The sequence below is a fragment of the Rhizobium sp. P1_E6 genome (assembly GCF_056405875.1).
In genome coordinates this window covers 1-20,258 of record NZ_JBFUBG010000106.1, presented here as the reverse complement: position 1 = coordinate 20,258, position 20,258 = coordinate 1, and the positions used below count along the sequence as shown (strand labels likewise).

Annotated in this window: 20 protein-coding genes and 1 pseudogene; 6 read left to right on the top strand and 15 right to left on the bottom strand. The window is 62.1% G+C overall.

What is annotated here, in order from left to right:
- The 3 genes from AC1D35_RS30760 to AC1D35_RS30750 all read left to right on the top strand — a co-directional run.
- On the top strand, positions 1-714 hold a 714-nt coding region (locus AC1D35_RS30760; RefSeq protein WP_477941657.1), incomplete at its 5' end, for a glycerophosphodiester phosphodiesterase.
- Positions 715-719: 5 nt separating this feature from the next.
- Positions 720-1,727, top strand: coding sequence for a LacI family DNA-binding transcriptional regulator (locus AC1D35_RS30755; protein ID WP_113310606.1), 1,008 nt, complete (start codon positions 720-722; stop codon positions 1,725-1,727).
- Entirely contained in the window at positions 1,727-2,542 is an 816-nt protein-coding gene (locus AC1D35_RS30750; protein ID WP_477941656.1) for an inositol monophosphatase family protein, read from the top strand. Before AC1D35_RS30755 ends, AC1D35_RS30750 begins: the two co-directional genes overlap by 1 nt.
- On the opposite strand, the gene AC1D35_RS30745 is transcribed toward AC1D35_RS30750, so the two are convergent.
- Together AC1D35_RS30745 and AC1D35_RS30740 are read right to left on the bottom strand one after the other, a co-directional pair.
- Entirely contained in the window at positions 2,543-3,397 is an 855-nt protein-coding gene (locus AC1D35_RS30745) for a glycerophosphodiester phosphodiesterase (RefSeq protein ID WP_477851910.1), read from the bottom strand.
- Between the two features lie 74 nt (positions 3,398-3,471).
- Positions 3,472-3,630 carry a hypothetical protein gene (locus AC1D35_RS30740; RefSeq protein ID WP_162748568.1) on the bottom strand — a complete coding sequence of 53 codons (159 nt, stop codon included), beginning with the start codon at positions 3,628-3,630 and terminating at the stop codon, positions 3,472-3,474.
- Positions 3,631-3,655: 25 nt separating this feature from the next.
- Between AC1D35_RS30740 and AC1D35_RS30735 the strand changes: the two genes are divergently transcribed.
- Positions 3,656-3,823: a hypothetical protein gene (locus AC1D35_RS30735; protein WP_162747225.1), complete on the top strand. Its 168-nt coding sequence runs from the start codon at positions 3,656-3,658 to the stop codon at positions 3,821-3,823.
- Positions 3,824-3,827: 4 nt separating this feature from the next.
- On the opposite strand, the gene AC1D35_RS30730 is transcribed toward AC1D35_RS30735, so the two are convergent.
- The 13 genes from AC1D35_RS30730 to AC1D35_RS30670 all read right to left on the bottom strand — a co-directional run bounded on the left by AC1D35_RS30730 (position 3,828) and on the right by AC1D35_RS30670 (position 18,770).
- Positions 3,828-4,919, bottom strand: coding sequence for a pyridoxal-phosphate-dependent aminotransferase family protein (locus AC1D35_RS30730; RefSeq protein WP_113310609.1), 1,092 nt, complete (start codon positions 4,917-4,919; stop codon positions 3,828-3,830).
- Positions 4,920-4,930: 11 nt separating this feature from the next.
- Positions 4,931-5,710: an ABC transporter ATP-binding protein gene (locus tag AC1D35_RS30725; protein ID WP_477941652.1), complete on the bottom strand. Its 780-nt coding sequence runs from the start codon at positions 5,708-5,710 to the stop codon at positions 4,931-4,933.
- The gene (locus AC1D35_RS30720) at positions 5,707-6,489 is read right to left on the bottom strand and encodes an ABC transporter ATP-binding protein (protein ID WP_477941650.1); all 783 of its coding nucleotides are present in this window, start codon (positions 6,487-6,489) and stop codon (positions 5,707-5,709) included. Before AC1D35_RS30720 ends, AC1D35_RS30725 begins: the two co-directional genes overlap by 4 nt.
- Positions 6,489-7,316, bottom strand: a complete 828-nt coding sequence (locus AC1D35_RS30715) for an ABC transporter permease (protein ID WP_113310612.1) — start codon at positions 7,314-7,316, stop codon at positions 6,489-6,491. The genes AC1D35_RS30720 and AC1D35_RS30715 overlap by 1 nt, the downstream gene beginning before the upstream one ends.
- On the bottom strand, positions 7,313-8,302 hold the full coding sequence (locus AC1D35_RS30710) for an ABC transporter permease (protein WP_477851906.1): 990 nt from the start codon (positions 8,300-8,302) through the stop codon (positions 7,313-7,315). Before AC1D35_RS30710 ends, AC1D35_RS30715 begins: the two co-directional genes overlap by 4 nt.
- Positions 8,303-8,342: 40 nt before the next feature.
- Positions 8,343-9,953 carry an ABC transporter substrate-binding protein gene (locus AC1D35_RS30705; RefSeq protein WP_477851904.1) on the bottom strand — a complete coding sequence of 537 codons (1,611 nt, stop codon included), beginning with the start codon at positions 9,951-9,953 and terminating at the stop codon, positions 8,343-8,345.
- A 121-nt stretch (positions 9,954-10,074) separates the two neighbouring features.
- Positions 10,075-11,475: an LLM class flavin-dependent oxidoreductase gene (locus AC1D35_RS30700; protein WP_477851902.1), complete on the bottom strand. Its 1,401-nt coding sequence runs from the start codon at positions 11,473-11,475 to the stop codon at positions 10,075-10,077.
- Between the two features lie 32 nt (positions 11,476-11,507).
- Positions 11,508-12,485, bottom strand: a complete 978-nt coding sequence (locus tag AC1D35_RS30695) for an ABC transporter permease (protein WP_477941645.1) — start codon at positions 12,483-12,485, stop codon at positions 11,508-11,510.
- 1 nt (position 12,486) lies between these two features.
- Complete coding sequence (locus AC1D35_RS30690) at positions 12,487-13,506, bottom strand: ABC transporter permease (protein WP_477851898.1); 1,020 nt, start codon at positions 13,504-13,506, stop codon at positions 12,487-12,489.
- A complete protein-coding gene (locus AC1D35_RS30685) occupies positions 13,496-15,046 on the bottom strand; it encodes a sugar ABC transporter ATP-binding protein (RefSeq protein WP_477851897.1) in 1,551 nt (516 codons plus the stop codon). Before AC1D35_RS30685 ends, AC1D35_RS30690 begins: the two co-directional genes overlap by 11 nt.
- Before the next feature lie 58 nt (positions 15,047-15,104).
- Positions 15,105-16,115, bottom strand: a complete 1,011-nt coding sequence (locus AC1D35_RS30680; protein WP_477941642.1) for a sugar ABC transporter substrate-binding protein — start codon at positions 16,113-16,115, stop codon at positions 15,105-15,107.
- Positions 16,116-16,230: 115 nt separating this feature from the next.
- Positions 16,231-17,289, bottom strand: coding sequence for an ABC transporter permease (locus AC1D35_RS30675; protein WP_477851895.1), 1,059 nt, complete (start codon positions 17,287-17,289; stop codon positions 16,231-16,233).
- On the bottom strand, positions 17,286-18,770 hold the full coding sequence (locus AC1D35_RS30670) for a sugar ABC transporter ATP-binding protein (RefSeq protein ID WP_477851892.1): 1,485 nt from the start codon (positions 18,768-18,770) through the stop codon (positions 17,286-17,288). The genes AC1D35_RS30675 and AC1D35_RS30670 overlap by 4 nt, the downstream gene beginning before the upstream one ends.
- Positions 18,771-19,005: 235 nt before the next feature.
- On the opposite strand from AC1D35_RS30670, the gene AC1D35_RS30665 reads away from it, so the two are divergent.
- Together AC1D35_RS30665 and AC1D35_RS30660 are read left to right on the top strand one after the other, a co-directional pair.
- Complete coding sequence (locus AC1D35_RS30665; protein WP_477851891.1) at positions 19,006-20,052, top strand: substrate-binding domain-containing protein; 1,047 nt, start codon at positions 19,006-19,008, stop codon at positions 20,050-20,052.
- 76 nt (positions 20,053-20,128) lie between these two features.
- Positions 20,129-20,258 (top strand): annotated as a pseudogene (locus AC1D35_RS30660) (acyl-CoA dehydrogenase family protein); the annotation flags it as partial.

Here is a 20,258-nt window from a genome sequence, read left to right as displayed (position 1 = left end):
CCCTTGAACAAGGGATATCTGCCTTTCTGCGTCGGCCATCGCGGCGCGAGCGGTCATGAGCGGGAAAATACGCTCGAAGCCTTTCAGCGCGCCGCCGAACTTGGTGCGGAAATGTGGGAGCTCGACACACAGCTCACCAAGGACGGCGTGGTCGTGGTCTCCCACGACGACCATCTGGAGCGTGTCTTCGGCATCGACAGTCGCATTTCCGAGATGAGGGCCGCCGAACTTGCTGCCCTCGAAGGCGTCAATATTCCGACTTTCGAGGCGGTCGCAGCCCTAGGCCGGCGGACCAATACGGGCCTCTATATCGAACTGAAGGCGCCGGGCACGGGGCTTCTGTGCTGGAAGCACCTTAACGAAAAGAACCAGCGCTTCGCCTGCCTCGGCTCCTTCGATACGGCACAGGTGCGCGAGCTTCGCGATGCCGGTTGCGACTATCCGCTCTCGGTGTTGATCCGCGTCGGCCACGATCCGCATGCGGCGGGCGACGAGGCCGGTGCCGATATCCTGCATCTCTGCTGGGAACGGGCCGGCGAACGGCCGCAGGATCTCGTGAGCGAAGAGCTGATGCAGCGGGCTTTCGGCGAGGGCCGTGAGATCGTGCTGTGGCATGAGGAGCGACCGGCCATTCTTTCCGACATCATGAAGCTTCCGGTGCTTGGCATCTGTACGGACCTGCCCGATCTGATGCGCCCGGCCGCTGGGGGGTGAAAGACATGGCAGACAAGGATAACAAGGGGCCGAGAAAGGTCACGTCCTTCGACGTGGCGCGTGTGGCAGGCGTCTCGCGTGCCGCCGTCTCGCGCGCCTTCACGCCGGATGCCAGCGTTTCGCCGAAGACGCGCGAAAAGGTCTATCAGGCGGCGAAGGATCTCGGCTATCGGGTGAACTATCTCGCCCGCAGCCTGACCAACAAGCGCTCCGATCTCGTCGGCGTTGTCGCCGCCGGGCTCGACAATCCGTTCCGTACACTGCAGATCGAGCATCTGGCTCGTGTCCTGCTCGCCCGCAACTTTCGTCCGATCCTGCTGCCGACCTCAAAGGAGGCCGACACCTCGACCGTCATCGGCCAGTTGCTGCACTATGCCGTCTCGGGCGTCATCGTAACGTCGGATGCACCGCCGACGGAGATCTGCGAGCAGTGCGCCGCCGAAGGCGTACCGATTGTGCTGATCAACAAGGGCGATGATATTCCCTTCGTCGATCGCATCATCTCCGACGATCGCATGGCCGGGCATCTTGCCGCCTCGCATCTCATCGAAAGCGGCGTCAAGGCGCCGGCGGTCATGGCCGCGCCTGCCATATCCTATACGGCAAGGCGACGTAGCGAAGCCTTCATGATGACCTGCCGTCAACGCGGTCTTGAGCCCCGAATGGTGGAACTGAAGGTTAACGACTATCGGAACGGTTATGACGCAGCCGCCGGTCTTGCCTCGCTCGGCATCGACGGCCTGTTCTGCGCCAATGACTACATGGCTTGCGGCGTGGTCGACCGGATGATGAGGGAGCACGGCCGCGAGGAGCAGCCGCCGATCCGCATCATCGGCCATGATGACATTCCTCAGGCAAGCTGGGCGGCCTACGACCTCACGACCATCCGCCAGCCGTGCGATTTCCAGGCTGAACAAACGGTCAATCTGCTGATGTCCAGGATGGCTGAACCGGATATGACCGCCCGCGTCGAATTTACCCCCGTGACGCTGATCAAAAGAAGGACTGCTTGATGAATTCCGCATTCGATGCCTCAGCTCTGACCGCGCGGGCGGAGGTCGCAATCGACGTGGCCCGCAACGCTGGACGCGAGGCTGCGCGCTTCAGGCGTGAAGGAAAGCCGGGCGCGCTCAACGTCGAGAATAAGGGATTGCAGGATTTCGTCACCATCGCAGACAGGCAGGCAGAGCAGGCGATCCGCGAGGGACTGCTGGCGCGCTTCCCTGAGGATACGTTCATGGGTGAGGAAACCGGCGGTGAGTCAGGCTCGGCCGGCACCTGGGTCGTCGATCCCATCGACGGGACGACCAATTACATCCGTGGTTTTCGCCACTGGGGTGTTTCCATCGCCTTCGTCGCCGATGGCAAGGTGGATATCGGCGTGGTCTATGATGCGGCTAATGACCAGGTCTTTTCCGCCATCCGCGGCTGCGGCGCCTTCAAGGAGGGCCAGCCGATCCATGCCGCCCCGACCACCGATCCCGCCAATGCGATCGTTGTGCTCGGTCATTCGCGCAAGACGAGCTTTGACGACTATGCGGCACTCTCCAAGCGGCTCTACGAACGTGGCATGGATYATCGCCGCATGGGGGCAGCCGCAGTCGATCTCGTGCGTGTGGCGGAAGGAGTTTCGGATCTCTTTTACGAACGGCATCTGAATGCCTGGGATATGCTTGCCGGTGCGCTGATCGCTGCCGAGGCTGGCGCGAAAGTTGCCATTCCACCAGTCGACAGATTGCTGCAGCATGGCGGCCCTGTCATCGCCTATTCGCCTGGATTGGCAGAAGAATTCGCTTTCCTCGTCGAGTTCGAGGGATTGGCGGGCTGATCAGCCTGCCATGCGTTTCAGCCATGCCCGCTCGGTCGCCAGGGCTTCGTCCGTGGTGATCTGATCCGGCTTCAAAGCGACCAGTGCCGAGAAATTCGTCCACTCCGTATCGCTGAAGCCACCGTTGGGATCTTTCAGTGTGAAGGTCCAGGCATCGACCAGCTTACCCTCGTTATGGCAAAGCGCGATCATATCGAGGCCTGCTTTTGCCGCATCGAGCAGCATCGGCCAGTAGAGATAGATTGTTTCCGGCTCCGTCGGGCCGCGCAGATCGGCAAGCAGTTCCTTTTCAACCGCTTTCCATCCTTCGGTCCTGTATATGTCGCCGAGCTTGTCGCTGGGGTCGATGCCGCGGCGCAGATGCGGCAGCTTCTCCTTGACGGCCAGAATGAGCTCCAGACTTCCGGCGCTAACGATGACGGAGGCGGAAATCTTCTGCAGGTGTTCGGCCAGATGGGCGATCCCCTTTTCGCCGATGACCTCGTAATCATCCTTCATGTCGAACTGCAGCAACGCGTCCGGATGGGCCGATTGCAGCATGGCTGCCAGATCTTCGCTGTAGAGGAGCGGACGATTGCCGTCATTCATGCGCAGGTTGCGCAGATCCGCAAGGCTCTTCTCGGCAATGATGCCGTGCCCAGACGTCTCGCCTTCCAGCTGCCTATCATGCAGCACGACGAAACCGCCATCAGCGCGCACCCGCAGGTCGAGCTCCATCGAGGCGCCGGCCTTGAAGCCTTCCGCCATCACCTCCGCCGAAAACAGCGGATCGGTCATGCGCCGGCGCAGGCGATGCCATTTCAGCAGGGTCTGATGGCCCTCGAACTCTATCTGAAGCCCACTTGCGTCCGTCATTCCGAGATCCTTAGCATGTTGGTTTCAGCTCTTCGTGCATCGGAACAGCTCGATTCTCAAGAGGCGGTGGCAGATTAGGCCTGATATCCCGGCAGCGGCTTCTTTTCACCGAGCAAAGCCTTTTTCGCGTGCGCCATTCTTCCTGTGGTATCAGCGTGCGGCGCAACAGAATAAATTAGAATACAAATTTTGTAGACAATATTTCCCGGCAGCGCGATCCGTGCGAAAATCATCGCTTGGTTTTCCCGGAGGTGACGTATGTTTGCGGCATTCAAAACTTTCCTTGCGAAGCTTTTCTGGGGCCGTGAGCAAAGGGTCTTCGAAATGCCTGCCCGAGCGACCGAACAGGATTCCGAAAGCCGCCTGCATAGCCTGCGTGAAGAGGAATTGTTCTTCTGGCAGCCGACTCCGAACTCCTGGTATTGAGCGATCAGCCGCTGTAGGTCTTCGTCACCGCTTCCGATGCGGCTGCGATATTAGCGGGGAAACCAGCCCGCCGAAGCGCCGCGCCATAAGCCACGACATTTGCAAGCACCGTCTGGAACGTTGCCCGTGGACCTGTATGGTTGAAGCGTATCAAGTGGGACGAGCCCGCTCCGACACCTGGCGTCAATTCGACACCCAACCCTGCCGAAAAACCGATGACAGAACTGGATTCAACTCCTGATGGCACGGAGACCGTTGTCACAAGGTTTGATGCCTGTTCGGCTGGCACCCAAAGGCTGGCGCCCAACGCTGCAAGGCCTGCTCGACTTGCCGAAGCGGCTCTCTCATGGCGTGCGACGATCTGCTCGATGCCCTCCGCCTCGACCCGGTCAAGCGAGGCCTCCAATGCAAAGAATTCCAGTGGCGCCGGCGTTCCCGGCAACGCTCCGCCGCCGGCATCGACCCAGGCCTTCAGATCGACCAGCGACAGGATGGAATCACGTGGCGCATCGTCACGCAGGATCAGCTCCCAGGCTCGCGGGCTGACCGACAGGGCGGAAACGCCGGCAGGTCCGCCAAGCGCCTTCTGCGGGCCGATCACGGCAATATCGATGCCCGATCCGGCGACATCGAGCGCGTGACCGCCGACAGATGCTACCGCATCGACCACCGTTACGATGCCTCGTGCCCGCGCCAACGCGGCGATTTCAGGCAGCGGATTGAGGATGCCGCTTGCCGATTCCGCGTGAACGAGCGCCAGCACACGGACACCGGGATTGGCATCCAGCGCCGCAGTAATCGCTTCGACCTCGATGGGTCTGCCGGGTCGGGCGACGATGTCGATGACGGTAGCGCCGCCGCGGCGCAGCCACTGCCCGAACCAGCCGCCATACGGACTGGTTACGATGTTGAACGCCGAAAGGCCGGGCTTTGCAAGGCTGGTCGCGACGGCTTCAAGCGCCACCACGGCCTCGGCCTGCACCAGCAGCACGTCGTTATCAGTCTTCAGCAATACGCCGATGCGGCGGGCAAGAGTGGCGTAACGTTCTGCCGGATAGACCGGCGCGCCGTAAAGCGGGTTCCAGGCTTCGGTCATGAGCAGCTCCTTCAAGCGGGTTCGGTCACGAGGCGCGGCACGGCTGCAACGAGCTGGCGCGCCGCGTCGGATCGTGGGGCGGTAACGACATCTCTCGCCGGTCCTTCCTCGACGATACGGCCGGCGTCCATGACGGCGATGCGATGCGAGATCACCCGCACCACCGCGAGGTCATGGGATATGAAGAGATAGGCAAGGCCGCGCTCGCGCTGTAGCTCGACCAGCAATTCAAGGATGCGGCCRCGAACGGTCACATCGAGTGCGGAAACGGCCTCGTCCAGAACCAGTAGGGAGGGCCGCGTCGAGATGGCGCGGGCAATGGCGACGCGCTGTCGTTGTCCGCCCGACAGCGTGCGGACTGGGCGGGAGGCAAAGGCGGCGGGCAGACCGACGCGCTCGAGCAGGGCAGCGATTTCGCCCGGCCGCCGCGCCTTGTCCGCAATGCCGTGAATTCTTAGCGGATCGTCGAGAACCGTGGCGACCGATGCCAGCGGATTGAAGGCGGCGAGTGGGTCCTGAAACACCATCTGCATATGTGCGCGTCGGCGTCGCAGGTCGGCGCCGCGAAGTGCGAGCCAATCCTCTCCTTCGAACCGGATGGAGCCGGCATCAGGCTCCAACAGGCGTAGAAGGACACGCGCCAGTGTCGATTTTCCGCTGCCGGAAGCTCCGACCAAGCCCAGGGTTTCGCCGGCCGCGATTGCCAGAGAAACTGCGTCAAGCGCCGCTACCTRGCGACCGGAACCGGAATAGGCCTTGGACAATGCGGCTACGGTCAGAAGCCCATTCATGATACTGCCTCGGTAATCAGGGGCTGTGTGGAGAGATCGCGATGGCTGGAGATCAGGGCGGCGGTATAGCTGTGAGATGGCGACGATAGCACCGATCGAACGGGACCAGCTTCCAACAATTCTCCATTGCGGAAGACGGCGACGCGGTCGACGAAGCCGGAGGCGAGCGCGATATCATGAGTAATAAAAAGCAGCGTCATGCCTTCCTCACGCACTAGCCCGTCGAGAAGACGGACGATCTCTGCCTGGACCACCACGTCGAGCGCACTGGTCGCCTCATCGGCGATCAGCAAGGCGGGCTTGGCCGCGATTGCCGCGGCAATCACCACGCGCTGCCGTTGGCCTCCTGAAAGTTGGTGCGGGAAAGCGCGCATGACGCTTGCGGACTGCGGTATGCGCACCCGTTCCAGAAGCTCTTCAGCACGGGCATAGGCCTGCCGCCAGTCCAGCCTCAAGTGCTGTCGTGCGGCTTCCGCAACCTGCTCGCCAATGGTCAGCACCGGATTGAGACTGGTGCCGGGATCCTGAAAGACGAAACCGAAATCGCGGCCGGGGAGCGGAGCATGACCGAGAGCCGGCCATGTTATTTCGCCTTCGATTTTGACCCGTTTCGGCAGGAGCCCGGCAAGCGCACGGGCAAGCGTGCTTTTCCCGGAGCCGCTTTCGCCTACGATCGCCAGCCTCTCGCCTTTTACGATATCGAGATCGACAGAACTCAACGCCACCACTTGGCCGTAGCGGACCGAAAGTCCATTCACACTGCAGAAGGGAGCAATCATTACCGGGCTCCGCCAGTGTCGAGCGCCCGGGTCAAACCCTCGCTGAAGAGATGAACGCCGAGCACGGTGATGGCCAGCGCCAGACCGGGCAGAACCGAAAGATAGGCTGCCGAGCGCAATACGCTGCGGCCTTCGGCAATCATCGAGCCCCAGGTGGCGAGATTGGGATTACCGAGACCAAGAAAGGAGAGGGCGGCTTCGGTCAGGATCGCGCCGGCCACGATGGTGGCAGACAGGGCCAGAACCGGCGGCAGGGCGTTCGGCAGGATTTCCTTAAAGGCGATCTCGGCCGGATGCATGCCGATCACGCGTGCGGCAGCCACATAATCCCGCTCGCGGATGGATAGCACTTGCGCTCGCGTCAGCCGTGCGGGATCGGCCCAGGTTCCGAGTGCAATCGCAAAGACGACGACCGGTGTCGACACGCCGATGATGCTGACGAAAGCGAGCGCCAGCAGGAAGCCCGGAACGATCTGGAAGGCATCGACGACGCGCATCAATGCCTCGTCGATGACACCGCCGGCAAAGCCGGCAGTCATGCCGACGAAAAGCCCGAGCACCATGGCGGAAAGGGCTGCGGCAATTCCTACGGCCAGCGAAGTCCGCGCGCCGTAGAGCAGGCCGGCGAGCACATCGCGCCCCAGCCTATCGGTGCCAAGCGGCAGGTTCGAGTCGGTGAAGGGTGCAAGCAGCGCCCGGCCGGCAATCCGCAGCGGATCTCCTGGCGATATGACCGGGGCCAGCAGACCAGCAATCAGCAAGGCCGCCAGGATCGCAAACCCGATCGCTCCTTCCGGAGTCTGAAGGAGACGGCGCAGCAGTGTCATGCCCGACCCTCCGATGCGCCGATGCGCGGATCGAGGGCGGCATAGGCGAGATCGACGATGAAATTGATGCAGATCACCAGAACGGCGCTGGTGACGATGATGCCCATCAGCAGCGGCGCATCACGGCCGTTGACCGCCTCCTGCGCCAGCCTGCCGAAGCCTGGAATGGCAAAGACGCTCTCGATCACCACGCTGCCGCCGAGCATGGCGGCAGACTGTAGCCCGAGCATGGTGACGAGTGGTAGCAGCGCATTGCGCGCCACATGGCGAAGCACGATGCGGCTGCGCGACAGTCCCTTTGCGCGGGCAAACAACACGAAATCGAGCTTCCAGGCTTCTGCCATGCCTGAACGCATGACGCGCAGAAAAATCGCAAGATAGATGCAGGCTAGAGCCCCGACTGGCAGGGCAAGATGTTCTGCAACATCAAGCGCACGGGAAGGGCCGGCCTTGCCGGAGGCGATAGTCTCGATACCGGCGATCGGCAGCCAGCGCAGCTTGACCGAAAAGAGGATGCTGAGCACCAATCCCAGCCAGAAGCTTGGAATGGCATAAATGATCAGAGAACCGATCGACAGGGCGCGATCACGCAGACTGCCCGGTCTTGCTCCGGCCAGGATGCCGAGCGCCGAGCCGAGTCCGAAAGAAAGCCCCGTGGCACTTCCCATCAGGAGCAGTGTGTTCGGCAGCCGTTCGGCAATGAGGTCGCGTACCGGCCGGTTGAAGGCTACAGACCAGCCTAGGTCGAGACGGGCGAGCGACGAAAGATAGAGCCAGAGGCGGGCGAAGACCGATTGATCGAGCCCGTAGCTTTCCCGCAACGATTTGATCAGCGCCGCATCACCGCCGCCGATCGAGCCGAGATAGGCATCAACGGCATCGCCGGAAGCGGATTCAAGCAGGAAGAAGCTGAAGATCACGACGATCAGCAGCACTGGAATGCTGCTGATGACCCTGCGTCTCAGGAGGTTGAGTGCACGTTTCACGCCGGACGAGGCCTCTGAAGGAAATCAGCCTTCGACCCTATCATGATTGCAGCGCTGTATCGCCCCAGTTCGAAACTACCCAGCGCGGATTGTTCGATACGTTCAATACCGTATCGCGCGCCACCGTGATGAAGCCCCATTCGGCAACGTTGATCAGCGGCAGTTCCGCCACCGCGAGTTGCTGGAACTTGTAGTAGAGGTCGGTACGCGCCGCAGTATCCACGGTTTCGGAGGCCTGCTCTATGATCTTGTCGAGTTCGGCGCTGACATAGCCGCCCTGGTTGGAGAAGGGCACGCCGTCAGGCGTTCCGGACTGCACAAGGATCGTTGTGGAAATGGCCGGATCGCCGCGGAAGACCGGCGGGCCAACAGCGATGTCGAAGTCGTGATCGGTGTAAACTGCCTTCTGGTGGGCCGCTGCATCGGCGTTGACGATCACCGCGTCGATGCCGACAGCAGCAAGCGCCTGACGCAGATAATCGCCGAACTGGCGTGTCTCGTTGAAATAGGGCGCCGGGCGGAGCTTGAGCTGGAAACGTTTGCCGTCAGGCCCTTTGGTGTAGCCTCCCTGATCAAGGAGGTCGTTCGCCGCCTGAACGTCGAAATTATAGTTGGCGACATCGGCGGTGTAGAACTCCTTGGAATTCTTCGGAACTGGACCGGTCGATTCCGTCGCATAGCCGAGGAAGATCGTGTCGACGACGAATTTCTTGTCGATCGCATGGGCAATCGCTTGGCGGACTCTGAGATCGGAGAGTTCCTTGCGGCGATGGTTGATCTCGATGACGAGCTGATAGGTCAGTGCCTCATAGCCCTTGGAGATCACCTTGATGCCGTCAACCTTGGAGATCCGGTCGAGATCGGCGAGCGGCACGGCGGAGAAGGCGGCGAGGTGGATTTCCTCGGCTTCAAGCGCGGCTCCAGCCGATTCACGGTCGGGCAGCACGCGGTAGACGATTTCGTTGAGCTTCGGCTCGCCCTTCTGCCAATAGTTCTCGTTGCGCGTCAGCCGGTAATATTCGCCCGGCTTGTACTCGGCGAACTTGAAGGGGCCAGTGCCGACAAGCGTATTGTTGGCCGGGTTCTTGGCGATGTCGCTGCCTTCGAAAATATGCTTGGCGACGACGCTGGTGACGGCCGGCAGTGCATTGCGGATAAGCTGGAAGGGCGTCGGCTTTGAGAAGCGGAAGATCGCCGTGTGGTCGTCGGGCGTGTCGACCGCCTCCAGATTGGCGAAGACCAGGCGGCCGAGATTCTGAAGCGGCTTCCAGACGTTGAGTGCCGAGAAGGCGACGTCGGCTGATGTGAACGGCTTGCCGTCATGCCAGGTCGCGTTTTCTCGCAGCTTGAAAGTCACGGAGCGCCCGTCAGGCGAGCCCTCCCAGGACGTGGCGAGCCGCGGCGAAAGACCGTCCGCACCTTCGAAGGAGGCTTCTGCCAGCGGTTCGATCACCTTGCTTGCAACGAAGAAGACGCCGTTCGAGGCGACGATGGCGGGGTTGAGGTTCTTCGGCTCGGAGTCGGCGGCGACGATCAGGCGTCCGCCGGCCGGCACGTCCTGCGCCAGAGCAATACGCGAAAGCGCTGTCGAGCCGAGCAGCACTGCGGTGCCCTTCAGCAGGCTCCGCCGCGAGATATCTGCAATAGTCATGCCCCCTCCTGATCCCTAAAAATTCAATAGGCTATATTCGAACTGAAACGATAAGTGTGACAGAAATTAAATTCGAATAGGCTGGCCGGGCGAGATATTTTTTGTCACCCAGCCATTATTTTCAGCGACCGCCGACAGCGAGCCGCAGCGCTTCCGTTCCGAGGTTGCGATAGGCCGCTCCCGGGTGCGGTGCAACCAGCCTCGGCCCCTGGCCGCCAAGCTTTTCGCGCAATGTGCCCTGCCGGTATTCGGTCTTGTAGACGCCGCGCTTCTGCAATTCCGGTACGAGCAGATCGACGGTATCCTCGAAGCTCTCCGGTGTCACGGCATAGGCAAGGTTGAAGCCGTCGACATCGGTATCCTCGACCCATTCCTGCATAAGGTCGGCAACCGTGGAGGGAGAGCCGACGAAGACCGGGCCAAAGCCGCCGACGCCCACCCAGTCCGCCATCTCGCGCACCGTCCATTCCTTGCTCGGATCGATGGTCGTGAAGGTCTCGACGGCCGATTGTACGGCATTCGTATAGCGGTGGCGCAGCACCTCGTCCGGCCCGAACTGGCCGAAGTCGATACCGGTCCATCCGGAAATCAGCGTCAGCGCGCCTTCGAAAGAGGCGTACTCGCGATATTCGTTGAACTTGCGCTGCGCCTCTGCATCCGTCTCGCCGAGGACGACGGTCTGGAGGTTGAAGGCGAGGATTTCCCGCGGGTTGCGCCCGATCCGTTCGGCAGCCTGGCGGACATTGGCAACGTAGCGCTTCAGAACCGCCTTCGAGGGCGCCGCCACGAAAATGCACTCGGCATGTGCGCCGGCAAAATCCTTGCCGCGGCTCGAAGCGCCGGCCTGGTAGAGTACAGGTGTGCGCTGCGGCGAGGGTTCGCTCAGATGAATGCCGGGAACCGTGAAGTATTTGCCAGCATGGTTAATCGGATGGACCTTTTCCGGATGGGTGAAGATGCCCGTTTCGCGGTCTCGGACGACTGCGCCATCCTCCCAGCTTCCTTCCCAGAGCTTGTAGCAGACCTCGAGATATTCATCGGCGAGATCGTAGCGGTCGTCATGGTTGGTCTGTGCCGGCTGGCCGATGTTGAGCGCGCCGCTGTTGAGATAGGAGGTGACGATGTTCCAGCCGACGCGGCCCTTGGTCAGGTGGTCGAGCGTCGAGATCCGCCGGGCGAATGTATAGGGATGTTCGAAGGAGAGCGAGGCCGTCAGGCCGAAGCCGAGATGCTTGGTCTCATAGGCCATGGTCGGGATCAGCTGTAGCGGATCGTTGACCGGCACCTGCGCCGAATGGCGCAGTGCTGCATCGACATTGCCGTTCATGACGTCATAGACGCCGAGCACATCGGCGATGAACAGGCCGTCGAACTTGCCGCGCTCCAGCGTCTTTGCCAGATGCACCCAATAGTCCAGGTCTTTGTAGGTCCAGGACTTGTCGCGCGGATGCCGCCACAGCCCCGGCGACTGGTGTCCGACGCAATTCATGTCAAAGGCGTTGAGCCTGATTTCACGGGTCATGTCAAAATTCCTACATCTGTCGGCGGGTGCGGTTATGCGCCGACGGTTTTCCTGTTGATGAAGCTGAAGGCGAGCACGGCGAAGATGAGGCTGCCGGTGCCGACCTGCTGCCAGTAGAAGTTCAGGCCTGTCAGCAAGAGGCCGTTGGCAACGATGCTGAGGAGCAGGACACCGAGCACGGTACCAAGGATGTTGGGCCGACCGAGTGGCGAGAGGGTGGTGCCGATGAAGGTCGCGCCGATTGCGTTCAGCAGAAACGCATTGCCGGAGGAGGGGATGTAAACCGTCACCGTCGCCGTCAGGATCAGGCCGGCAACGGCGGCGATGGTTCCGGCGAGAATGAAGGTTGCCGCGACGTGAGCACCAAGCCCGATGCCGGAGTAGCGGACCACGCTCGGCTGGATGCCGATCGAAAGCACCACGCGTCCAAAACGCGTCCAGGCAAAAGCAGCCGAAGCACCTGCGATGATGACGGCAGCAATGATGAGCGGCACCGGTACATTCGCGATCGTTCCGTGCCCGAGGAAGCGGAAGGCGGGTGGAATGCCCGAGKGCGGCAGATAGACGGGATTGCCGCCATTGGTCAGCAACTGCTGGATACTGCGCCCGATGAACAATGTGCCAAGCGTCGCCAGAAAGGGTGCGACGCCGATCGCAGACACAAGAATGGCGTTGAAGGCGCCGACAAGCGCGCCTGCGGCGAGACCGGCCAGCAGGGCCAGCGGTACCGGTTGGCCTGCCAGGACGAGGGAGACGAAGGCGAAGCTTGCAAAATCGACCGCGGTACCCACGGAAAGGTCGATGCCGCCGGCCGATACGGCAAAGGTCATCGCAATCGAGATGATGGCGAGCAGCGTGAAGTTATTCACGAGAATGCTCTGCAGATTGCCGGGTGTCAGGAAAGTGGGCGCCAGGATCGAGAAGACGGAGAAAACCGCGACAAGCGCCACGATCAGCCCATATCGTGCAAAGCCGGCGGCCGAGCGTCCGGCAAAAGTCGGAACAGACATGTCAGATCTCCTGTTTGCGCAGCAGTGTCGTGGCCGACACGACGATCAGGATGAGAAGGCCTTGCACGCCACTGACGAGCGTGCTCGGCAGGTTCAGGAGCTGGAAGCCGTTGGTCAGGAAACCGACGAACAGCGCCGATATCAGCGTTCCCGGAACGGTCGGCACCAGGCGACGGGAGAAGACCGAGCCAAGCAACGCGATGACGACGACAGGCAGCAGCGCCTCGCCTGAACCCGTCGTACTGCCGCTGAGATAGGAAACCGAGAGTATGCCGGCAAAACCGCCGCAGAGACCGCTGGCAACGAAAGCGCCCGAAAGCAGCCGCTTGAGCGGCAGGCCCGCAGCGCGCGCGGCGTCCGGAAACTCGCCGACGGCATAGAGCCTCAACCCGACAGGCGTATATTGCACGATTGCGGTTGCGATTGCCGTAAAGCCGATCAGGACATAGGCAAGGATCGGGATACCGAAGCTGTCGGACGCCGAGATTGCCGTCAGGAAATCGGTGGAAGCGGGAACGACGGTATTCTGCGTGAGCACCAGTTCGAGGCCGGCAACGACGTTCATGACGGCGAGCGTTGCAAGCAGCGGCACAATGCCCGCCAGGACGACGGCGGCCGCATTGATCGCGCCGATCGCAAGCCCGGTCAGCAAGGCAGCTGTGACTGCCATGGGATCGCCGTAGCCGAGCTGGATCAGCGAGGCGTAGACGGCGGCGCTCAAGCCCATATTCGCCGCTAATGACAGATCGATGCCACCGGTGACGACATTTGAACCGCCGGCGATCAACACGACCGTCAGGCCGATCGCCAGAACGCCTGAAATGGCGGATTGGCCGAGCACGTTGCCGATATTGCCGACGGACAGAAAATAAGGCGCTGTCAGCGAGAAGACCACGAGGATCGCGGCAAAGGCGAACAGCGAGCCGAAGCGGAGAACCGCGACGGCCGCTTTGCCTTTCGCCTGCGGCGGGTGGTCGGATGAGGCGACGGGCAGGGAGGAAAACTGAACGTCAGCCGACATGGCGTAATCCTTCCGAAGCGCCAGTCGAGACCGACAGCACTTCATCCGTTGTGGTCTTGGCGGAATCGAGCTCGCGGATCAGCTGCCCGCGGAAGAACACCAGGATGCGATCGGTGATGCCCACGAGCTCCGGCAGGTCGGAGGAGAGGACAATGATGCCGGCGCCGCGCGCTGCGAGCTCGCCGATCAGCGAATAGATCTCAACCTTGGAGCCGATATCGACGCCGACCGTCGGCTCGTCCAGCAGATAGATTTCCGACTGACGACTCAGCCATTTGGCGATGGCAACCTTTTGCTGGTTGCCCCCGGAGAGCGTGCGAACCAGAGCATCGCGGCCTGCCGTCTTGATCTGCAGTCGCTTGATGAGGTCGCTGGTATCGGAACGCTCGCGCTTGAGGTTGAGGAAACCGAAGCGCGTGTAGCGGGCGAGGCTCGGCAGCGTGATATTTTCAGACAGGCTCAGATCAAGACCGACGCCGTGACCTCGGCGATCCTCGGGCACCAGCGCGACCCTGCGGTCGACAGCTTTCGCGGGGCTACGTGGTTGTGCCAGTCTTCCTTCGATTTCGATCTCGCCACTGGCGGCCTGTTCCAGCCCGAACAGCGTGCGGATGAGATCCTTGGCACCTGAGCCGAGAAGGCCGGTAATGCCCAGCACCTCGCCGCGGCGCAAAGTGAAACTGATATCGTCGAAACGGTTTGGAGACGAAAGCGCTTTGACCTTCAGGATGTCTTCGCCGAGCTCCACCTGGCGCTTGGGAAACATCTCGGCAATGTCGCGCTCGATCATCAGGCTGGCGATCGCCTTAGCAGAGGTCTCGCCGATCGGAAGAGAGGCGACATCCAGGCCGTTGCGCAGCACGGTGACGTGGTCGCACAGTTCCTCGATCTCGTTGAGGTAGTGCGAGATATAGATGATGGTCACGCCTTCGTCGCGCAGACGGCGGATCAGCCGGAAGAGGATTTCGGCTTCGCGCCGTACCAGGGCCGCGGTTGGCTCGTCGAACACCAGCACCTTCGGCTGATGCAGCAGCGCCCGGGTGATCTGGACGATCTGTCGTTCGGCGGTCGAAAGTTCGCTGATCAGGGCATTTTTCGACAGGTCCACACCGAAATAATTGGCGAGAAGCTCGCTGGCGCGCTTCTGCATGGCCCGACGGTCGATAAACGGGGTTCCCGCAAGCCGGGTCTCACGTCCGAGAAAGAGCGCTTCGCCGACGGTGAATGTCGGAACCAGCAACCGGTCCTGATGGATGAAATGGATGCCGAGCTCTTCGCAGAGGTGCGGCGTCAGCCGGTCGTGGACTTTGTTCTCGATTTCGATCCTGCCCTCATCCGGCTTATGCAGCCCGGCCAAGAGCTTGATCAGCGTCGACTTGCCGGCGCCGTTTTGCCCGACGAGGCCGTGGACGGTGCCACGACGGATGGCGACGGATGCGCCGGCAAGCGCCTGCGCACCGCCAAAACGCTTTACGACGTGGTCGAAGCGAATGATGACATCGTCATTCTCGGCCGGTTGCGTCGGGACGGATGCAGTCATGATGCAGCTTTCCAGGAGGAGGGACCCTGCGGCATCAGCCGCAAGGTCCGCCTTGATATCAACCGATGCCGAGCTTCTTGATGATCTCGGATACGTTTTCCTTGTTGGCGAGCAGCGCCGGAACATAGGTTTCGCGCGGCAGCGTCTGACCGGCGAGCAGCTTGGCAACGTTGCGAACCGCGACACGACCGATCTCTGCCGGCTGTTGGGCGGCATCGGCGCCGGCCGGAGAATTCTTATCGGCGACGAGCTGGAGAACCTCCGGGCTGCCGTCGACGCCATAGGTACGGATCTCGTTGCGGCCGGCGGCAGCGATCGCCTGCGTCGCGCCGAGCTGCGGGATATCCCAGGCCGACCAGACGGCCTTAATCGAGCCCTTGTCGGGATATTTGTTGAGGATCGCAGTGATCTGGGTGAAGGCGTCCTGGACCGTATTGGGGATGACGTCCCGCAGTTCCGGCTGGATGATTTTCACTTTCGGGAAATACTTGATGACGTTGACGAGCTGATCGTAACGGATCGCGCAAGGTGTCACGCCATAGAAGCCGTTGAAGACGACGATATTGCCCTCGCCGCCGATATCGGAGACGAGCTGCAGGGCGAGGTCCTTGCCGATGCCCCAATTGTCCGACGTCGTGTTGTTGATCGAGTTGGTCGAGCCGACATCGACCGTCAATACCGGAATGCCGGCATCGCGCGCCTTCTTCAGCCAGGGATCGATGACGCTGAGCGTGCCGAGGATCTGGACGATTGCGTCAGGCTTCTGGGCGACAAGCGTCTGAAGCTGTGCGATCAGCTTGCCGTCGTTGCGGCCGGCATCGACGGCGATCGGCTCACCGCCGAGCCGCTTCACCTCTTCGATCTGGGCGTTGTAGACCTGAAGATCGAAATAGTGGTCGGTGCCGGTGGCGCTGATGGCGACGCGCTTGCCCTTCAGCGAAAGGCCCTCGTCTTCGGCCCTTGCTGCGGGCGCAGTCAGCATGCTCGCGCCTGCAAATGTCGCTCCGGCAACTGCTRCAAGCTTCAAGATTTCGCGGCGTCCGAAGCCGCCTCCAAGTCCTTCATTCATAACGATACCCTCTCAATTTGATAGTCTGTAAATTATATAGATTTTAGGCGCATAAGAGGTACGTTATTCCAAATGCATGCGGTCGCAGGAAATTTTCTGAGGCCGGATCCTGCTGTCAGCGATCGGTGTTGCGGCCGAGGCCGTAGGTCAGAGCCAAGGCTCCGACAAGCACGGCGCCCTTGACGAAATCCTGGGTGTAGTAGGGGGCGTTCATCATGGTCAGGCCATTGAGCAGGACGCCGACGAAGACGGCGCCGGCAATGGTGCCGAGGACGTTCGGACGGCGAAGGTTGAGAACGGCAAAGCCGATCAACGCGGCGGCGACCGAGTCCATCAACAGCGAGCCGCCGGAGGAGACATCGCCGCGACCGACGCGAGCGGCAATCACGATGCCGCCAAGCGCTGCCAGCGTTCCCGAGATGACATAGGCGAGCGTCTTCAGCCGCGTCGTCGATGCCCCGGCAAGCCGCGTCGCCACCTCGTTGCCGCCGGTGGCAAAGAGCAGCCGGCCGATGCGCGTGCGCTCGGTCAGCACGAAGAGAACGATTGCAACGACCGCCATCAGCACGACGGAAACGGGCAGGGTGCCGAACAGGCTGTAGCGGCCGATCAGCAGAAAGGCCGGATCATAGGCGCCAGTCGCCTTGGAGCCATCGGGCAACACGAGGCCGGCCGAAATCGAACGACCGGCCGTCGGAATGAGTTGCAGGCCTGACAGCAGGAACATCATGGCAAGCGTCGCAAGCAGATCGGGCACACGCAGACGCACGATGAGGAAGGCGTTGACGAGCCCGATCGCGGCACCGAAGGCGAGCACCAGCGGCACGGTAGCGAAGGCATTCAGATGCCAGACGATCATCGCGTAGCTTGCGGCCATGACGCTGGAGGCAGCAACCGCGCCGATCGAGAGGTCGAATCCGCCGACGGCCAGCGTTACCGTGACACCGGCGCCGAGGATGGCGACGACCGACACGGCCTGCAGGATGCTCATCAGGTTGCCGATATTGATGAAGGCCGGTTCGGCATAGGTGAAGCCGATCACCATCAGCCCGAGCAGGATGAAGACTGCGCCGGCGCGCAGAACGCTGCCGAGCGCCAGGAGACGACTGGCCGGGTTGCGGCTTTCCGGCGCTGTAACAGCCTTTGGAAGCGCTTCGTCGTTGATGGTCGTCATGCGGAAAGTCCCTGTATGGCTGAAGAAGAGGCGGCATTTATGACGACCGGCCGCAGCGTGTGGCGGTCGATGGTCAGGATGCGGTCAGCGACCTCATAGGCCTCTTCGGGATCGGATGTGGCGATCAGGGTTGCGCGGTCGGTGCGCGCGCGGATCGCCTGGATGATATCGTGGCGGGCGCCGACATCGACGCCCTGGAATGGTTCGTCGAGCAGCAACAGGCGGCTGGGCTCCGCCTCCCAGCGGGCGATCACCGTCTTCTGCTGGTTGCCCCCCGAGAGTGTCCAGATGGAGGCCAGCGGACCGGCGGCTTTGATGCCAAGGCGGGAAATCGCCTTCTCGGCCTCGCGCCGCTCGCGCCCCCCGAGAAGGAGGCCGTGCGGATACCATTTGGAGAGATGCGGCAGGCTGATGGTTGCGGCGAGCGAATTGCCGGGCCAGGCGGCAGGCATGAGCGAGGCACGGTGACGGTCTTCCGCGGCCATTGCCACACCGGCCGCAATGGCGTCGCCAGGCGATTTCGGCCGATAGGACCTGCCATCGAGCCGCATCTCGCCGCCGGCGAATCCTCTTGCGCCGAAGATCGCAGACAGCAGGCGGCTCTTGCCGGCGCCGAGCACGCCGGTGATCGCGACGACCTCGCCCTCGTGCAGGGTCAGATCGAAGGGCGTGCTTGCCGGAAGAAGGCGGATATCATGCATTTCGAGAACGGCCGGACCGGTCGCCGGGCGCGCGTCCGGCCGTGCCGCTTCCAGCCGGCGGCCGATCATCGTCTCGATGGCACTGGAAAAATCGATGGGGCGGGTAAAGCTGCCGACGACGCGACCGCCACGCATGACGAGTGCCCGGTCGGCGATCGCTTCGAGATCGGCAGTCCGGTGCGAGATGTAGAGGATCGCAAGACCCTGTGCACGCAGACTGAGCAGGATGTCGAAGAGGCGCCGGCTCTCGTCTGCCGAAAGGCTTGCGGTCGGTTCGTCGAGGATCAGCAGGTCGGCCTTGTTGGCGAGCGCCCTGGCGATTGCCACGAGCTGCCGGTCGGCGGCGGTCAGATCGCCGAAATCCCTGTCGAGCGGCAGCGAGAAACCGACGGCATCGAGCATCGCGCGGGCTTGGCGGCGCACGCTTGCGCGCGAGACGAAAAACGGTGTGCCGCGCTCGGCGAAGCGATGCAGAAGCAGGGCGTCGGCCACCGTCAGACCTGCCGCGCCGACAAGGTCGGTCGACTGGTGCACGGTCACCACGCCGGCCTTGGCCGCTTCGGACGGGGTCCTCGGAGAGAAGGGCCGGTCGCTCAGGCTGATCGTGCCGCCATCGGCTGCGAGCACGCCCGACAATATCTTGACCAGCGTCGATTTGCCCGCGCCATTGGCGCCCATCAGCGCGACGATCTCGCCGCGGTCAATGGAGAAATGGGCGCCCGCAAGGGCGCGCGTCGACCCGAAACTGCGGGTGATATTTTCGACGTGAAGGAGTGGCATCGCGCAAATCCAAGTCTGCTTTCAAGCCGCGATATTGGCCTGCAAGGCGCCTGAACCTCCAGGCACGCTTTGTCACTCGTGCGGGGTGTCGGGAACAAAGAATCTCCGGAAACCGCGAAAATCGGATCATTAAATCTACTAAAAACATAGAGATTATATCTAATAATTTCATGCGTCGCGGGGGAGCTGCCTGCCTGTCAGACGACGCCCACGATTGACCAGAAGGACCGCGACGATGAAATCCCTCGCACGGCTTACGCTCTCTGCAGCCGCAATCACTTTCCTTTTTGCCCAGCCCTCCCTTGCCGCTGGCCTCAACGGCGCTCCCGCTCCCTTCGACAGGGGCGGCGTGAAGGTGGCGCTGATCAGCTATATCTCTGCCGGTGACTTCTTCCAGGCCTATCAGGCTGGCGCTGAAGCCCAGGCCAAGGCGCTCGACATTGACCTGCGCGTCTTCCCGGGCCGGCAGGATGCCGCCGAGCAGCGTGAGCAGATCCTGCAGGCGATCAATCTCGGCGTCGCCGGCATCGTCGTTGACCATGGACTGCCGGAATCGCTCGGCGATGTTGTCCAGCAGGCACTGGACAAGGGCATCAAGGTCGTCGCCTTCGATGTCAATCTCAACAATCCCAAGGTGCCGCAGGTGGAGCAGAGTGACCACGAACTCGCTCAGCTCGGGCTTGAGCAGGTGGTGAAGGACAACGGCAAGAGCTTCAATGCCGGCTATGTCTACGTCGCCGGCTTCGCGCCGCTCGACCGCCGCAACGAGGTCTGGGATAAGTTCAAGTCGGAGAATTCCGGCGTGGTCGAAAAGGCCCGCTTCGGCAATGTCAGCGACACCACGGCCACCTCGACCGCCGACCAGGCCAAGGCGGCACTGACCGCCAATCCCGACATTACCGTCGTCTTCGCGCCCTATGACGAGTTTGCGCGCGGCGTGAAGCTCGCCGCCAACGATCTCGGCATCGCAAGCAAGCTGAAGATCTATTCGGCCGACGTGTCGACCGCCGACATCCAGGAGATCACCGAGGAGGGCAGCCCCTGGGTTGCGACCGTCGCGACCAATCCGGCCGTTGTCGGCGCTGTCTCCGTCCGCGCCGCGGCGCTGCAGATCGCCGGGCAGGAGATTCCCCACCAGATTACCGTCAAGCCGACGCTCTTGACGCAGGAAAGCCTGCGTGCGGCCGGCGTCAAGACGATCGAGGACCTGGCGCAGAAGATCCCGGCCTTCAGCACAAGCGACGCGGCTACCGCGAGCTGGATCCCGGACAAGCTTTTCTAGGCTGCCTGCCTCGATCTTCCGGCGGGGGTTGTGCGGCCCCCGCCGGGCCTATTTCTAAAAACCGGAGTTTCGATTCATGAGCCAGTCCAATGTCGTCTTCGCGACCAATCGCAGCACGACGCGAGAGGACCTCTTTGYCCGCGCCGAGGAAATCTCGGCCGATCTTTCCAGCCGCGCCGCCGAACTCGACCGTGAAGGCCGCCCAC

Coding starts and splice junctions, on each gene's coding strand:
- AC1D35_RS30745 (WP_477851910.1), bottom strand. CDS start 3,397: ATGACGGACGCAAGTGGGCTTCAGATAGAGTTCGAGGGCCATCAGACC.
- AC1D35_RS30700 (WP_477851902.1), bottom strand. CDS start 11,475: ATGACCCGTGAAATCAGGCTCAACGCCTTTGACATGAATTGCGTCGGA.
- AC1D35_RS30715 (WP_113310612.1), bottom strand. CDS start 7,316: ATGACACTGCTGCGCCGTCTCCTTCAGACTCCGGAAGGAGCGATCGGG.
- AC1D35_RS30705 (WP_477851904.1), bottom strand. CDS start 9,953: ATGACTATTGCAGATATCTCGCGGCGGAGCCTGCTGAAGGGCACCGCA.
- AC1D35_RS30675 (WP_477851895.1), bottom strand. CDS start 17,289: ATGACGACCATCAACGACGAAGCGCTTCCAAAGGCTGTTACAGCGCCG.
- AC1D35_RS30755 (WP_113310606.1), top strand. CDS start 720: ATGGCAGACAAGGATAACAAGGGGCCGAGAAAGGTCACGTCCTTCGAC.
- AC1D35_RS30735 (WP_162747225.1), top strand. CDS start 3,656: ATGTTTGCGGCATTCAAAACTTTCCTTGCGAAGCTTTTCTGGGGCCGT.
- AC1D35_RS30740 (WP_162748568.1), bottom strand. CDS start 3,630: ATGATTTTCGCACGGATCGCGCTGCCGGGAAATATTGTCTACAAAATT.
- AC1D35_RS30685 (WP_477851897.1), bottom strand. CDS start 15,046: ATGACTGCATCCGTCCCGACGCAACCGGCCGAGAATGACGATGTCATC.
- AC1D35_RS30670 (WP_477851892.1), bottom strand. CDS start 18,770: ATGCCACTCCTTCACGTCGAAAATATCACCCGCAGTTTCGGGTCGACG.
- AC1D35_RS30730 (WP_113310609.1), bottom strand. CDS start 4,919: ATGACCGAAGCCTGGAACCCGCTTTACGGCGCGCCGGTCTATCCGGCA.
- AC1D35_RS30665 (WP_477851891.1), top strand. CDS start 19,006: ATGAAATCCCTCGCACGGCTTACGCTCTCTGCAGCCGCAATCACTTTC.
- AC1D35_RS30720 (WP_477941650.1), bottom strand. CDS start 6,489: ATGATTGCTCCCTTCTGCAGTGTGAATGGACTTTCGGTCCGCTACGGC.
- AC1D35_RS30690 (WP_477851898.1), bottom strand. CDS start 13,506: ATGTCGGCTGACGTTCAGTTTTCCTCCCTGCCCGTCGCCTCATCCGAC.